Source organism: Streptomyces sp. NBC_00322 (assembly GCF_036147535.1).
Classification (GTDB): domain Bacteria; phylum Actinomycetota; class Actinomycetes; order Streptomycetales; family Streptomycetaceae; genus Streptomyces.
The window spans coordinates 1,254,475-1,268,875 of record NZ_CP108019.1 but is presented as its reverse complement, the minus strand read 5'-3'; the positions used below and the strand labels follow the sequence as shown (position 1 = coordinate 1,268,875).

Here is a 14,401-nt window from a genome sequence, read left to right as displayed (position 1 = left end):
TGGCCGGGACGGCCGCCACGGTCGATGAACCTGTTCGAGACGCTCGGGCGAAGCCGCCTCACCCGGCGGGGGACGACCGCCGGGCGCACATCACCAGGGCACTACGCCGGCGTCCGCGAAGAACTGGCCGGTCGGGCCGTCGTCGGGCAAGGTCGCGAGTTTGATGGCGATCGCCGCGCCCTGTCCGGGGGTGCGCACGCCGCGGAAGCCGTTGAGGTCGGTCGCGACGTATCCGGGGCAGCCGGCGTTGATCAGGATGTTCGTGCCGCTCAACTCCCGGGCGTACTGAAGGGTGACGGCGTTCAGGAACGTCTTCGACGGCGCGTACGCCACGGCCACCGGACCCGTCGTCTGCTCAGCAGCGGTTCCTGACTGCCGGGTGAGGGAGCCGACACTGCTGGACATGTTCACTATCCGCGGCGAGGCCGAGTGGCGCAGCAGCGGCATCATCGCGTTGGTGACGCGGATGACGCCGATGACGTTGGTCTCCACGACCGTCCGGATGGTGGCGGGGTCGACCCGGGTGGGCTCCTGCGGCATGCCACCGGTGATGGCGGCGTTGTTGACGAGCACGTCGAGGCGCCCGGCCTGCTCCTCGATCAGCCGGGCGGCGGCGGTCGCGCTCGCGTCGTCGGTCACGTCCAGCGGTACACCGAACGCGTCGACGCCGGCTGCGCGCAGCTTCTCTACCGCGGCCGTACGGCGCTGATCGTCGCGAGCGCCGACGCCGACGCTCCAGCCGAGGGCGCCCAGGCCCGCCGCGATCTCGTACCCGATTCCCTTGTTCGCGCCGGTGACCAGCGCAATCGTTCGTTCACTCATAGGGACAATGCTGGCTGGGACCCTGGCGAGGGGTCCAACACCGATCAGGTGGGCAGCGATACCTCCCAGGTATCGATCCGGGGATACGATGGCTGCGTGGAGACCCGGGAACTGCGATACTTCGTCGCCGTCGCTGAGGAACTGCACTTCGGGCGCGCCGCGCAGCGGCTCGGGATCGCACAGCCGCCTTTGTCCCGGGCGATCCAGCAGCTCGAACGTCGGCTCGGGGCAGCGCTGCTGGACCGGAGCAGCCGCACCGTCACGCTGACCGAGGCCGGCTCCGTGCTGTTGGCCGAGGGCCGGGCGGCCCTGGACGCGGTCGACGCGGCCGACCGCCGTACCCGCCGTGCCGCCCTCGCCGCGACCGGCCGTCCCGGCCTGGTCCTGGTCACGAAAGCCGGCGCGTCCAGCGAACTGCTGGCGAAACTGCTCGACGCCTACGCCGCCGAACCCGGCGCGGTCCCCGTCGACGTCACCCTGTGCGGACCGGGCGAGCAGGAACGACACCTGCGCGAGGGCCGGGCCGATGTGGCGCTGCTGCACCGGCCGTTCGACTCGACGGCCGGGTTCGACACCGAAGAGCTCAGCACGGAGAGCCAGGTTGTGATTCTGCCGGCCGGGCATCCGCTCGCCGGCCGGGCCCACGTGCACATGGCCGACATCACCGCGCTGCCAGGCCTGCCCCTGCCACGCTGGCCCGACCGCGGCGGCACCTACCCGCCCGGCCCCGGCCCGCAGGTCCGCGACCACACGCAGTTGCTACAGCTGATCGCGCTCGGCCGGGCTTGCGCGATCTCACCGGAGTCGAGCCGAGCCCAACTGCACGGTGACCTCGCCGCCGTGTCCGTGCTGGACGCGCCGACAGTCACCACCGTGATCGCCTGGCCACCGCACAGCCGGTCCAGAGCCGTCGCCGACCTCATCCGGACCGCGACACGTCTCTAGCTCCCCGCGGTGATGACCAACAGGCCGTCGACGACCGCGACCAACTCGACGACCACGGGCCTGAGTCGAGCGGGCGGAGTTCGGACCTGACGTGTCCGAGCCGCTCGTCACCGGTCACGAAACCCCGCCCAGATATGCCTCGGCGACGCGGGGGTCGGCGGACAGTTCGGCCGCCGTCCCCTCCAGTACCGTTTCACCGTTCTCGATCACATAGGCACGGTGCGCGATTTTCAGCGCCCCGTTGGCGTTCTGTTCGACGAGGAGCACGGCGGTGCCTCCACGGTTGATGTCCTTGATCACCTCCATCACGGCGGCGACCATGAGCGGGGCCAGGCCCATCGACGGTTCGTCGAGCATCAGCAGGCGGGGGCGGGCGACGAGGGCCCTGCCCATGGCGAGCATCTGCTGCTCGCCGCCGGACAGCGTCCCGCCGTGCTGGGTCCGCCGTTCGGCCAGCCGGGGCAGCAGTTCGTACACCTCGTCGACCCGTCGGGCCAGTTCTGCGCCGTCGCGCACCAGATAACCGCCGATCAGCAGGTTCTCGTGCACCGTCAGCGTGCTGAAGATCCGCCGCCCCTCGGGGACGTGCACCACCCCGCGTGCGACGATCTTCGGCGGAGCCGTCCTGGTGATGTCCTCGCCCTCGTGCACGATCCGGCCCGCAGCGGGTTTGACCAGTCCTGACACGGCGGACAGCGTCGTGGTCTTGCCGGCGCCGTTGTTGCCGAGCAGGGCGACGGTCTCCCCTTCGCCGACGGTGAGGTCGAGCCCGCGCAGCGCCTGCACTCCTCCGTAGCTGACTTCGAGGCCGCTGATCTCAAGCATGCTGCGCTCCGTCCCCCACGAGTTCCGTGCGAGCGGCGTGGACCTCGTCGTCGTCGGCATCCCGGCCGAGGTAGGCCTCGATGACTGCCGGGTTGCGTCGCACGTCGTCCGGACGGCCGTCCGCGATCTCCTTGCCGAAGTTCAGGACAACCACCCGCTCGGACACCTCCATGACCAGGCCCATGTCGTGTTCGATCAGCGCAATCGCCATGCCCAGTTCCTGGATCCGGCGGATCAGGGTGAGCAGTTCGGCCTTCTCGCCGTGGTTGAGCCCCGCGGCCGGCTCGTCGAGCAGCAGCAGCTTCGGCCGCCGGGCGAGGGCGCGGGCGATCTCCACGCGGCGCTGCTCGCCGTACGGCAGGTTACGGACGAGACCGGCACGGTCGCCGCGCAGCTCGACGAAGTCGAGCCACTTGTGGGCCTCGTCGGTGGCCTCGCTCTCGCTGCGACGGTAGCGGGGGGTGTGCAACAACGCGTCGACGGCTCTCTGCTTCAGCCAGAGATGGGTGCCCGCCCGTACGTTGTCCAGCACCGACAGCTCGCCGAACAGCCTCAGGTTCTGGAAGGTACGAGCGAGGCCACAGGCGGCGATCGCCGACGGGCGCCGGCCCGTCACATCCTGACCGGCCAGCCGGACGGTGCCCCCGGTCGGCTTGTAGAACCCGCTGACGCAGTTGAACGCGGACGTCTTCCCCGCACCATTGGGGCCGATGACCGAGACGATCTCGTTCTCGCCGACCGAGAAGGTGAGGCCGTCGACAGCGCGGACCCCTCCGAAGGCCAGCCGCAAATCATAGACTTCGAGCATCATTTGTCTTCCTTCGCGGACAGGGCGGTCGCGGGTACGCCGGGTGTGCTGCGGGCCGCCGTCTCGTCCGGGTCGCGTGCGCGGTGCGGCCACAGGCCCTGGGGGCGGAGCAGCATGACGACGATGAGGAGCATGCCGAACACGAAGAACCGGTAGTCCGCCAAGTCCCGCAGCAGTTCGGGGAGCAGGCTGATGACGACGGCGCCGACCACGACACCGCGGGTGGAGCCCATGCCACCGAGCACGACCGCCATCAGGACGAGGGCGGACTGCAGGAAGGTGAAGCTGGCCGGGGAGACCGCCGACAGCTGGGCGGAGAACAGGACGCCCGAGAGACCTCCCCAGACCGCGCCCGCGACATAGGCCGCCAGCTTGACCCGGTACGTATTGACTCCGCTGGCTTCGGCGGCGTCCTCGTCCTCCCGGACGAACCGCCAGGCACGGCCGATACGGGAGCGGCCGAGCCGCGCGGCGAACAGCACCGCGACCGAGACGATCACCACGGTCGTGTAGTAGAAGACGACCGGATCAAAGAGCGTGTCGCCGAGCAGCCCTGGTATGCCGTAGATCCCCGAAGGGCCGCCGGTGATGTCCAGGTTGTTCGCGACGATCCGGATGATCTCCCCGAAGCCGAGGGTGACGATCGCCAGATAGTCGCTGCGCAGCCGTAGCGTCGGGCCTCCGATCACCACTCCGGCCACCACCGTCACCACAACGACGACCGGCACGGTGGCCAGCAGCGGGACGTTCAGCCGCGTCGCGAGGATGCCGCCGGTGTACGCGCCGACGGCGAGGAAGGCGGCGAAACCGAGGTCGAGCAGGCCGCAGTAGCCGACGACGATGTTCAGACCGACGGCGAGCATCACGAAGATCGCCGCGCTGGTCATCACGTTCAGGGCGTAGGGGGTGGCGGTCAAGAACGGGGCCAGCAGGCCGATCGCGAGCCCGGCCCAGCCGAGCCTGCGGCTTTCGAGCAGCCGCGTGATGACCGAGGGGCCGCGGTGGCCCCTCAGCTTGACCGGTGGGGACTGGTTCTGTACGGCTGTCACTAAACTCGCTCCGTCACACGCGCGCCGAGCAGGCCGGTGGGCCGCACGGTCAGGAAGAGGATGAGGAACCCGAAGGCGAACACGTCGCGCCATTCGCCTCCGAACCAGTCGGTGCTGAAGGACTCCAGCAGACCGAGGACGAGGCCGCCGAGCATCGTGCCCTTCAGGTTGCCGATGCCGCCGATGACAGCCGCGGTGAACGCCTTGAGCCCGATGATGAAGCCCATCAGGAAGTCGATCTTCCCGTAGTAGGCGCCCGCCATGACTCCGGCCGCTCCGGCAAGGGCCGAACCGATGAAGAACGTACGGGAGATGACCGCATCGACGTCGATGCCCATCATCAGACAGCCTTTCGGGTCCAGCGCGATGGCGCGCATCGCCCGGCCCTGGCGACTGCGCATGACGAGCGCGTTGAGCGTCACCATGAGAGCGACGGCGACCACCATGAGGACGAGCTGCTGAACAGTGATCTTGGCGCCGAGCACCGACACGGCGGTGCCGTCGAGGCGTACGGGATACACCCGCGGGTTGGGCCCCGCGATGATGCGGACCCCGTACTCCAGCGCGAACGACGCACCCACCGCGGTGATGAGCAGCGACAGCCGCGGTGCGCCGCGCAGCGGCCGGTAGGCCACTCGCTCGAGCGCGACGCCGCTCAGGCCGGTCACCAGCATCGTCAGCACGAGCACCACGAACAGGGCGGCCAGCGAACCGCCGGGGATGGCGCCGAGCGTGCCGAGCAGCGCGAATCCCGAGAACGCTCCGAGCATGTAGAGGTCGCCGTGGGCGAAATTGAGCAGTTTGATGATCCCGTAGACCATGCTGTAGCCGAGGGCGACCAGGGCGTAGAACGAGCCGACGAACAACCCGTTCCAGATGAGCTGTGCCATGCGAACCCCTCCGGTTACTTGAGGGAGTCCTGCAGGACGAACTTGCCGTTCCTGACGCCCAGGATCACGAATCCGCCGTTGCTCAGCGTGTGTTCATCGGTGAACTTCAGCGGGCCGGAGAAGATGTCGAAGCCGTTCAGGCCCTCGAGCGCCTTGATGATCTTGTCACCGTCGGTGCTGCCGGCCTTCTTGATGGCCTCGGCCGCGACCCGCACGGCGTCGTAGGACTGGGTCGAGTACGGGCCGGGTTCGGAGCCGAACTTCTTCTTGTAGGAGGCGATCCAGCTCTCGGCGCCCGGAGTGGTTTCGGGGGTCTGAGTCATGGTCGCGTAGACGTCCTTGCCGTTCGCGGCGCCCGCGATCTCGACGAGCTTCGCGTCGACCGAGCCGTCGCCGACGAGGAACTTGCCCTTGTAGCCGGCCTGGCGGAACTGACGGATCAGCAGGCCGCCCTCCTGGTAGTAGCCGGTCCAGTAGATGTAGTCGGGGTTCGACTTCAGCACGCTGGTGACATTCGGGCTGTAGTCGCTCTCACCGGGGTTGACCGAATCCTCACCGGCCTTGGCCGGAGCGCCGCCCACGCCCAGCTTGACCGAGGTGAGGTCGGCGATGTCCTTGGAGTAACTGGTGTTGTCGTCCATGACGGCGACCTTCTTGGCCCCCTCCTTGGTGAGCCACTCGACCGCCGCGACCGCCTGCTGGCTGCCGGTGCCGTTGATGAGGAAGACATGGTCGAGTTGCTGCGCGACCAGCTCGGTGGAGTTGGCCGCCGGAATGATCATGGGGATGCTCTGCTTGCCGAAGACCGGCAGGGTGGGCAGCGTGGCGCCCGAGCAATAGCCGCCGACCGAGACGACCGTGCCTGCCGCGACCAGCTTGTTGGCCGCCGCGACCGCGGTCTTCGGGTCGCAGGCGTCATCCTCGACCTGCAGCTTCAGCTTCCGGCCGAGCACGCCGCCTTTGGCGTTGATCTCGTCGATCGCAAGCTGCGCGCCGTTCTTCATGTACGGGCCGATGTCCGCGCTGCTGCCGGACATCGGGATGTCCATCCCGAGCACGATGGCGCCCTTGTTGTCCCCCTCGGAGCTGCCGCCGACCAGTCCGTTGCAGCCCGTGGTGGACAGCGCGGCCACCGTGAGGAGCGAGGTCAGCGCCACGACGCGGGACGTGGTGCGGGCGGTTGAGGGCAGGGCGGGGATGGTGGGTCTCTTCACGGGGGGACGCTCCTCTGCGAGGCAATGCGGACGGTCGGGTGGGAGGACCTGGGGTGGATCGGTCACGGGTGTGAGGACCTGGGGGATGGGTCGGCGGGCGACACGGTGGTGGCAGCCGCCTCAGGAAGCGGCTCATCCCTGTTCTGGGTATGAGCCCCTGCGCCATGTGGCGTGTGACATTTCACATCGCACCAGGGTGATCGGTCAATGGCTTGAACCCGACCGTTGTCGTCCGGCCGGCCATGGCGTCATCGGCAGCGCATGCCGAAGGCGGCGCCATCGAACCGGGCGGCTCCCGTCCGGAGTGCCGTGGGACGCGAAGGGGCGGGAGTTCCAGCACCGAACAGCCGAAGCCAGTGATCCGTCCGACGATGGCGGAGGCCTCAGGATCATGCAGGGAGAAGACGAACGGCCCGGGTATCAGCAGCACGTTGTAGACGCCGCAAGCCACCTGGTCCATAAGCCTTTCCAGGCGCGGCAACGGCCCTCGGGAGCGAAGGCCGTTGTCCAGGTAGATCGAGGGCTCAGGCAGTCCGAGTTCTCCGGCACAGCTGCGAAGTGCGATCCGATGCGTTTCCATTCCCCAGGCATCGAAGGGAAAACACCGAAGGTATCCAGCGATCCTGAGCGTGCCGGACTCAGTAATGCCGAGGCGCGCGAATTTCTCCTCCGCCATCAGATCTCCAGTCAAAACGGGATTTCCCCGGATGTATGTGGCCGGTGATTCCAGGAGACGGAGAGAAGGCGGCCAAGTCCATGGCCGGACGAACACGGTCCGGTCACCGATGGCGGCCCGTAGCGCGGATCGCTGGGTATGGGGTACCGCCCGCGGAGTGGAACGCTACGTAGTAGAGATCCCAGGTGTGCCTATTGCGCGCCGGCCGTACCGGTCGGAGCCAGGGGTGGGGGCCCGGTGGCACCCGCATCAGCCATTTCGCGGCGACCTATGGGTTGTTGGTGGTCAGCGCGTCGCGGACGGCGTGGCGACTGGTGACGCCGAGTTTCTTGAGGACGCTGGCCACGTGGTGTTCCGCGGTGCGGGGGGAGAGGAAGAGGGCATGGGCGATGTCGCGGTTGGTGGCGCCGGTGGCGAGAAGGCCGGCGACTTCCTGCTCGCGGGGGGAGAGCTGCTCGCCGTAGCCGCGGCGTCCGACCGGGGGGCGGGCTTCGCCGAGGTCGCGCAGAGTGCGCTGGCAGCGGGCGGCGTCGAAGGTGGCTCCCAGGTGCCTGTAGATCTCGTCGATCTCTGTCAGGTCCTGCGCGGCCCGGTGGGGCGTGGTGGGGATCAAGGTGCGGGCGGCGTGTTCGGCGGCCTGGGCTGCGGGGTAGGGGCGGCCGATGCCCCGGAAGGTGGCGCGAGCACGGTCGAAGTGATCGCGAGCCCGGGCCGGGTCGTCGTCGCGCAGAAGCAGTCCGAGGCAGAGGTGAAGGTGGGCGATCGCGGCCGGCGCGTCCTGGCCTTCGATTGCCTGCTCGAACTCCCTGGTCAGCTCCGTGGCCGACTCGGGCCGCCCGGTGGCCAGGGCGGCCTCGACGGCGACCGGAATCACGGCTGAGGCTCTGAGCCAGGGCCCGTTGTGTCGCAGGCTGTCCGTTGCCGGGGCGCTGATCGCCCACGCTGTCTCGGGCTCACCCTGGGCAAGCCTCACCCGGCCGATACCGGCGGCCGCATCGGCGCCCCAGACTGCGTAGTCACTCGCCTCTCTCGCGGTGGTGTACCTCTTGAGTGCCTGGCTCCACTGTCCGCGGGCCTCGGCGAGCGCCCCCAGAACAAGCGATCCCTCGATCTCCAGCATCTGGATGTCCGGGATCTGAGCGAACAAGGACGCATAGGCGGCCTCCAGGTAGCTCCAGGCGCCCGAGTACCAGCTGAGTTCCTGGCGCAGAATGCGGCACGTGGCGTCAAGATGCGGCACACCGGTGCGGAGGGCGAGGTCCTGGCTCTGTTCGAGCAGGGCGCCCACCCGATCGTCGTAGCCGAGATCCAGCGCGGCGTCGGCCGCGTTGTACAGCGCCCTGGCGGTCTGCCTCAGAATGGCCAGGTCTCTGCCTTCCCGGGGCAGGCGATCGACCAGCTCCCACACCTCCGGATGCCCGATCTGAGCCAGCACCGCGACCTTGTCGGCGTGCACTGTGGCCCGCGCCGCCTCATCGGGGCTGGCCTGCACAGTGCGCTCGGCGCGCTCGATCCAGGCCAGCGCATCCGCGGCGGGCTGCCCTCTGAACGTCGCGAACAGGGCTATATGACTCATGGCGTGCGCGGCCGTCTCGGGCCGATGCTCGCCGAGTTCCTCGATGGCGTTTTCGAGTTCCCGAATGCCTGCCGGGTCGCCGGCCTGACTGGTGAGGATGAGACCGAGTCCGACGCGGATCTCACCGCGGGTGGTGGCGGGCAGCTGGGGGTCGGACAGGATTCGTTGCAGGACCGCCACCGACGCCGTGTACTCGACGCTGTAGGTGGCGGTGCGGCTGAGGGCCAGCGCTACGCGGGTACGTACATCCTCATCCAGCCCGGGTTCGGCGAGGATGGCGTGCAGAAGGGCGGCGGCGGTGCCCTGGTCACCCAGCCCGAGCGCCTGAGCGGCGGCTGCCTCGGCCTGTGTGAGCCAGCCCTCCTGGTCGCCCAGGGCACGGAAGTGATGGGCGATCTGCACCAGCGGGGGACTGTCCAATGTGCGCAGGGCCGCGATCGCCTGCTCATGCAGGCGGCGACGCTGCGGACCCGGGATGGTCTGGTAGGCGGCCTGCTGGGCGAGAGCGTGGCGGAATCCGTACTGCATCGGCAGACTCTCGCGCAGCACCGCGGCGCCCAGCACCTCCATCAAGGCATCCATGCCCTGTTCGGCGTCGAGACCGGCGACCTGAGTCAGCACGGGTTCGGCGGTGGGCACCGCCAGCACGGCGGCGGCCTCCACCACTGCTACGGCCGGCGCCGCCAGGCCTCGCACCCGTGTGGTGACCGCCTCCCGCAGTCCTCGAGGCACCACCGCCTGGCCGAGCCTGGTCACCGGATCGACCACCTCAACGCTCAGGTGTCCCCGATATCCCTGTTCACCCAAGGTGATCAGGTCCTCCTCGACCACCAGAGGCAAGCCCGCGCTGCGCTCGAACAGGATGTGGCCCAGTGCGTGAGTGGCGCGCGGGCCCAGGGCGGCAGCTGTCAGGTCATGGATGTCGGATTCGGTCAGCGGAGCCAGGTGGATCTCCGCGCCGCTGGTGCCCGGCGGGCGGCGATAGGCCGCGCCCAGAACGGGTGCGCGCGGCGGCAGCTCTTCCTGCCGGTAGGTGAGCACCAGGCCCAGGTGCGGTGGCAGGTCGCGGGCGAGAAGCAGCAGCAGCTCGCGGGTGGCTTCGTCCACCCAGTGCAGATCCTCGATGACCAGGACCGCAGTGCCGCACGCCTCCAGGACCGCGCGCACCGCCCGAACCAGCTGGTAGCGCTCGGCCCCGGTCTCCTGCACGTCGGCGGGCGCGGGAGGCAAGTGGTCGGTCAGTTCCGGCAGCAGCGGCGCCAGGACGCCGGCCAGCGGGGACATCTCGGGGGCCGGTGGCAGGTAGGGGCCGGCCTGACGCAGGGCGTCGATGACCGGCCCATAGGGAAAAGGTTCGCGCAGCGGGTGGCAGCATCCGTACAGGACCCGCCCGCCCTGGCCGAGCAGGTCCGCGGTCACCTCGCTGACCAGGCGGGACTTGCCGACCCCAGCCTCTCCCTCGATCAGCACCACTGCGGGTGGATGCCGCAGGGCGCCCCGCAGCAGGCCGGACTCCCGTCGACGGCCCACAAAGGCGAAACCTCCGCCGCCTGCGGCGCGGGGGCTGGGATCGGGACCGACCATCATGACGCACCCTGCCGTTCACCACGGCCACGGGCCGGGTGGCTGCCCGTTACATCCCGAGTCACACCCGCAACCTCGTACACCCCACGCTAGTCCCGCTCCGGCGAAGCGCGAAAGGACGACGTCGGATGATCGCGGCCTCGTTGACCAAGAAGACTGTCGCATTCGGCCCGGGCGCAGTGTCCTCGCGCTCGCACCGGGCGTCTGCATGAATTACATGTGACATTTCACATAGGATTGAGGGTTTCCCTCCCCTGTTCGGGAGCTCCCGCCGGTCTCTAGCATCCGCGCCATGGATCTCGAGGTACGGCATTTGCGAGTGATCTGCTCGATTGCGGAGGCCGGTAGTCTCACCCGCGCCGCTGCATCGCTGGGCATGACCCAGCCAGGGCTCAGCGCCCAGCTACGGCGCATCGAGATCATGCTGGGCGGGACGATCTTCGACCGTGGACAAGCCGGTGCCGTCCCCACAGCGTTCGGCGAGCTGGTGCTCACGCGCGCACGTGCCATCCTGCCGGGCATCGACGGCCTGCTGGCCGACACGGCCCGCGCCGCACGCTGCCGAACCACGCCCGACCGCGTCCGCCTCGGATCGGTGGGCGCCCCGGTGCTTGCCGATCTCGTCGTGGCGGTAAGGGAGTTGTCGCCCCGGTCGGAGGTGACGGTCCGCTGCCAGTACTCCCCGTCACCACTGCTCGACGACCTCGCCGCGGGACGCCTGGAGGCGGCGGTCCTCGGTGACAACCCTGGCCAGGAGCTCTCGCCACGCGATGAAGTCGTACTGCGCCCACTGGCCACCGAGCCCGTCTTCGCCCTGCTTCCGTCCGGCCACCCGCTGGCAGAGCAGGAAGAGGTGAGCTTGAACCAGCTCATCGAGGAGGACTGGGCAGTGCCCCACCCGGACACCGACCGCACCCGGGAATACTGGGCGTCCGTCTTCGCCCTGGCGGACCGCCAACCGAAAACGCCCTACGAGGCGGAGGGCCGGCAGCTGATCGAGCTCGTACGGGCGGGTCTGGCCGTCAGCCTCTGCCAGGCCACCTTCATCGCGGTGCCCGGCGTCGCGGTCCGCCCCCTCGCCGGGAATCCGATCTGGTACCGCCATGTGCTTGCCTGGCGCCGCGACGGCCCGCTCGCCGCACATGGCGATGAGATCTTCCGCAGGGTCGGCAAGGGCTATCTGGCCACCTGCGCCGCCACTGAGGCGTACGCACGGTGGCGCGAGCGCCATCCGCGCTCGGTGCGGCTGCTGGACTGAGCCACTGCCCGGACGCCGACCCTGGGGCGGCTCGACCCTGGCCGCGGCGGATGGCGACCGAGGACGATACGGTCGCCATCCGCCGCAGCGGCCTACTGCTTGGTGATCGATATGTCGTCGTGGAGCGGACTGCTGTTCTCGACGTCGATCCGGACGCCGGTGGTGGGATCGGTGAAGGACTGTCCGGGTCGGAACGCGGCCATGTCCAGCGGCTGGCAGCCCGGCGGCGGTGTGGCCTCGGGGTTGCCATTGACGACCTGCATCGGACCGTAGCCCGTCTGGGCGGACGAGTCGACCTTGTAGATGAGCACTCCGGTCGAACACGCCTTGGCATCCCCGCCAATTGCCCTGCGGGACTCGGCGACATACGCGGTGGTCTCGCCGGTGCGGATCACCGCGATCTTGGTTCCGCCGGGGCTCTCGACGGCCTTGAGATGGACGGTGCGGCTGCCGGCCGCGGGCAGGCAGGCGACCTGGTTGTCGCCGATCCAGCCGAACTTCCAGCGATGCCAGCCGACGTGCTCCGGGGCGGGCCCGGCGATATTGCCCATGAGGTCCCAGCCGCGGACGTAGCGGTGGAAGTCGGTTCCGGTGAATGCGTACAGGTCGGGCAGCCCGAAGATGTGGCTGGTCTCGTGGTTGACGACCTTGTAGCCCCAGCGCCACATGTCCTGGCCGAACGTCACCCCCCACTTGACGCGCTTGCCGTCGGCGACGATGCCGGCAGTGGCGGGGTCGTACAGGTACGTCGGGGAGAACTTGATCGCCTTCGCGGCCTTGGGCGGCACGATGTAGACCATGTCGTACTGGGAGAAGTCGACATCCGGATCAGCGGCCCGGACCGCCTGACGCACGTACAACTCGTGCTCTTCGAAGGTGATCCCGCGGTCGAACCCGTAGGTGGTGGAATCCTGCGGCATTCGCAGCCAGTGGTCCATCGGGGTGATGTCGAGCTTGAGCCGCCCGTAGGAGTCCTTCTGCATCCAGTCCGCCGCCGGGGCGAGTTCGTTGTAGTAGCCGTTGGTGGAATCGGTGGCTTGGGCGTCGGGGAAGTCGACGAACAGCATGAGCACGTGCTTGGTGCCGATGGGCTGCTGGAACTGGTTGTAGTCGGTGTCATGACCCTCGTCCGTCCAGCCGGTCCTGCCGGGGAGAGCGCAGTCGGCGGCGGGGGTGGTGGTGGCCGGGTCCTCCGAGACAGCACTCGCCACTGGAGTGGCCGCCGCCAGAGGGATGAGCACGGTCAGCGCGACGGCGAGCCGCCGGACCTTGCGGGCGTGTCTGTGCATTTCCTCAATTCCTTTCTTGCGGTGGCTGCCGGACGTCAGATGCGTCCGGCAGCCATGTCCATCAGGCGGGCCAAGACGCGGTCACCGGATGCGGTGACCCCGTCGTGTTCCCACTCGTTGGTGACCCAGGCGCGCAACGCGCCGACCGAGCGCGCGGTCTGCAGCGACAGGTTTGCGTCCACGTACATGTCGTCGTGGTAGATCACCGCGGCCACGGGTACCTGGTTGGCCGCCAGCCGCGGCAGGTTGTAGAGCTCGGGCCAGTCGGACCGCTCGGCGAACAGATCGACCGCCTCCGCGAAGGGGCGCAGTCCGGCGATCTCCCCGAACATCCAGGGGTAGAACATCTCGCCGGTGAACAGCAGCGGATCGGCGTCCTCGTCGAACTCCGGGAAGGCGGCCATGAGGCGGGCGGCCGCCCAGTCGGCAGGCTTGCCTCCCTGGCCGTAAATGGATTCCTGCAATACGGCGAAGAGCGGATTGTCGGCGAAGGCGGTCAGGTTCATCACCTGGTACAGGAATGTCGCCGACAGTTCGCCGTCCGGGCCGAACGCCTCGTCCAGCAGCCAGTGCAGGCGTTCGGGGCCCTCACCCATCCCCAGCACCTGGCCGAGGGTGCGCAGCCGTCGCACGGTGAGCTGGTCGCCGTCGGGGAGTTGGACGGTCACGCGGTCCAGGAGATCCGCGATCCGCCGGATCAGCTCACGATCACCGGGATAGCGGTCGTAGTAGGCGGTCACCTTGTCCCTGACGCGCGGATAGGTCGCTGCGTAGACGTCGTCGGCGGTGACGTCCAGTCCGGGCAGTCCGCCGGTGACGTAGCAGGCGCGCAGCCCGTCGGGGGCCTGCGAGAGGTAGGTGAGGGTGATGAAGCCGCCGTAACTCTGGCCGAGCGTCTCCCACGGCTCGCCGCCGCACAACTGATGCCTGATCAGTTCCGCGTCCGCGACAATCGAGTCGGCGCGGAAAAAGGCGAGGTGGTCGGCGAGCGCCCGGCTGGAGGGGAACCGCTCGGCCGATCGGGCAGTCACCGGGGTGCTGCGTCCGGTACCTCGCTGGTCCATCAGCAGCACCCGGTGACTCTTGAGCGCATGGCTGAGCCAGCCGGCCGTGGCGTTCAGCGGCCGCGGCGACTTGCCTCCCGGACCGCCCTGCAGATAGAGCAGCCATGGCAGCTTCTTCCCGGCCAGAGCCGGGTCGGCCAACTCCCGGACGAACACCTCGATCGAGGAGCCTGTGGGGTCGGCGTGATGAAGTGGAACCGTGACGACGTGATCGGTCACCGCGAGCCCGGGCAGGCGATAGGTGTGGTTCATGGGGCCTTCCCTGCGGAGAGCGGCTCGGGGCCGCGCCCCCTTTGCCATGTGACATTTCATAGAGTGGGGACAAGGTTGAACGCGACCAGTCCTTACGGATAGCTCCCACATCTCCATAACTTCGCGTTATGGAGCCTGGTCCCGGCGCT

12 protein-coding genes are annotated in these 14,401 nt (G+C 68.8%); 2 read left to right on the top strand and 10 right to left on the bottom strand.

Features of this window, described 5'->3' with window-relative positions; translation table 11 throughout:
- Positions 1 to 90: 90 nt before the first annotated feature.
- Entirely contained in the window at positions 91 to 822 is a 732-nt protein-coding gene (locus OG905_RS05680) for an SDR family NAD(P)-dependent oxidoreductase (RefSeq protein ID WP_328666496.1), read from the bottom strand.
- 96 nt (positions 823 to 918) lie between these two features.
- Here OG905_RS05680 and OG905_RS05675 point away from each other — a divergent pair, with 96 nt between their 5' ends.
- Positions 919 to 1,767: a LysR family transcriptional regulator gene (locus tag OG905_RS05675; protein ID WP_328666495.1), complete on the top strand. Its 849-nt coding sequence runs from the start codon at positions 919 to 921 to the stop codon at positions 1,765 to 1,767.
- Between the two features lie 114 nt (positions 1,768 to 1,881).
- Here the strand turns inward: OG905_RS05675 and OG905_RS05670 are convergent, their stop codons facing one another.
- From OG905_RS05670 to OG905_RS05640, 7 genes are all read right to left on the bottom strand, one after another.
- Positions 1,882 to 2,592 carry an ABC transporter ATP-binding protein gene (locus OG905_RS05670; protein ID WP_328666494.1) on the bottom strand — a complete coding sequence of 237 codons (711 nt, stop codon included), beginning with the start codon at positions 2,590 to 2,592 and terminating at the stop codon, positions 1,882 to 1,884.
- Complete coding sequence (locus tag OG905_RS05665) at positions 2,585 to 3,403, bottom strand: ABC transporter ATP-binding protein (protein ID WP_328666493.1); 819 nt, start codon at positions 3,401 to 3,403, stop codon at positions 2,585 to 2,587. Before OG905_RS05665 ends, OG905_RS05670 begins: the two co-directional genes overlap by 8 nt.
- Complete coding sequence (locus tag OG905_RS05660; protein WP_328666492.1) at positions 3,400 to 4,449, bottom strand: branched-chain amino acid ABC transporter permease; 1,050 nt, start codon at positions 4,447 to 4,449, stop codon at positions 3,400 to 3,402. Before OG905_RS05660 ends, OG905_RS05665 begins: the two co-directional genes overlap by 4 nt.
- Complete coding sequence (locus OG905_RS05655; RefSeq protein ID WP_328666491.1) at positions 4,449 to 5,339, bottom strand: branched-chain amino acid ABC transporter permease; 891 nt, start codon at positions 5,337 to 5,339, stop codon at positions 4,449 to 4,451. Before OG905_RS05655 ends, OG905_RS05660 begins: the two co-directional genes overlap by 1 nt.
- Positions 5,340 to 5,353: 14 nt before the next feature.
- Entirely contained in the window at positions 5,354 to 6,553 is a 1,200-nt protein-coding gene (locus tag OG905_RS05650; protein ID WP_328666490.1) for a branched-chain amino acid ABC transporter substrate-binding protein, read from the bottom strand.
- A gap of 181 nt (positions 6,554 to 6,734) precedes the next feature.
- Entirely contained in the window at positions 6,735 to 7,229 is a 495-nt protein-coding gene (locus tag OG905_RS05645) for a hypothetical protein (protein WP_328666489.1), read from the bottom strand.
- Positions 7,230 to 7,497: 268 nt separating this feature from the next.
- Positions 7,498 to 10,392, bottom strand: coding sequence for an ATP-binding protein (locus OG905_RS05640; protein ID WP_328666488.1), 2,895 nt, complete (start codon positions 10,390 to 10,392; stop codon positions 7,498 to 7,500).
- A gap of 289 nt (positions 10,393 to 10,681) precedes the next feature.
- On the opposite strand from OG905_RS05640, the gene OG905_RS05635 reads away from it, so the two are divergent.
- The gene (locus OG905_RS05635) at positions 10,682 to 11,647 is read left to right on the top strand and encodes a LysR family transcriptional regulator (protein WP_328666487.1); all 966 of its coding nucleotides are present in this window, start codon (positions 10,682 to 10,684) and stop codon (positions 11,645 to 11,647) included.
- A gap of 92 nt (positions 11,648 to 11,739) precedes the next feature.
- Here the strand turns inward: OG905_RS05635 and OG905_RS05630 are convergent, their stop codons facing one another.
- Positions 11,740 to 12,936, bottom strand: a complete 1,197-nt coding sequence (locus OG905_RS05630) for a M6 family metalloprotease domain-containing protein (RefSeq protein ID WP_328666486.1) — start codon at positions 12,934 to 12,936, stop codon at positions 11,740 to 11,742.
- Between the two features lie 35 nt (positions 12,937 to 12,971).
- The gene (locus OG905_RS05625) at positions 12,972 to 14,252 is read right to left on the bottom strand and encodes an alpha/beta fold hydrolase (protein ID WP_328666485.1); all 1,281 of its coding nucleotides are present in this window, start codon (positions 14,250 to 14,252) and stop codon (positions 12,972 to 12,974) included.
- Between the last annotated feature and the right edge of the window lie 149 nt (positions 14,253 to 14,401).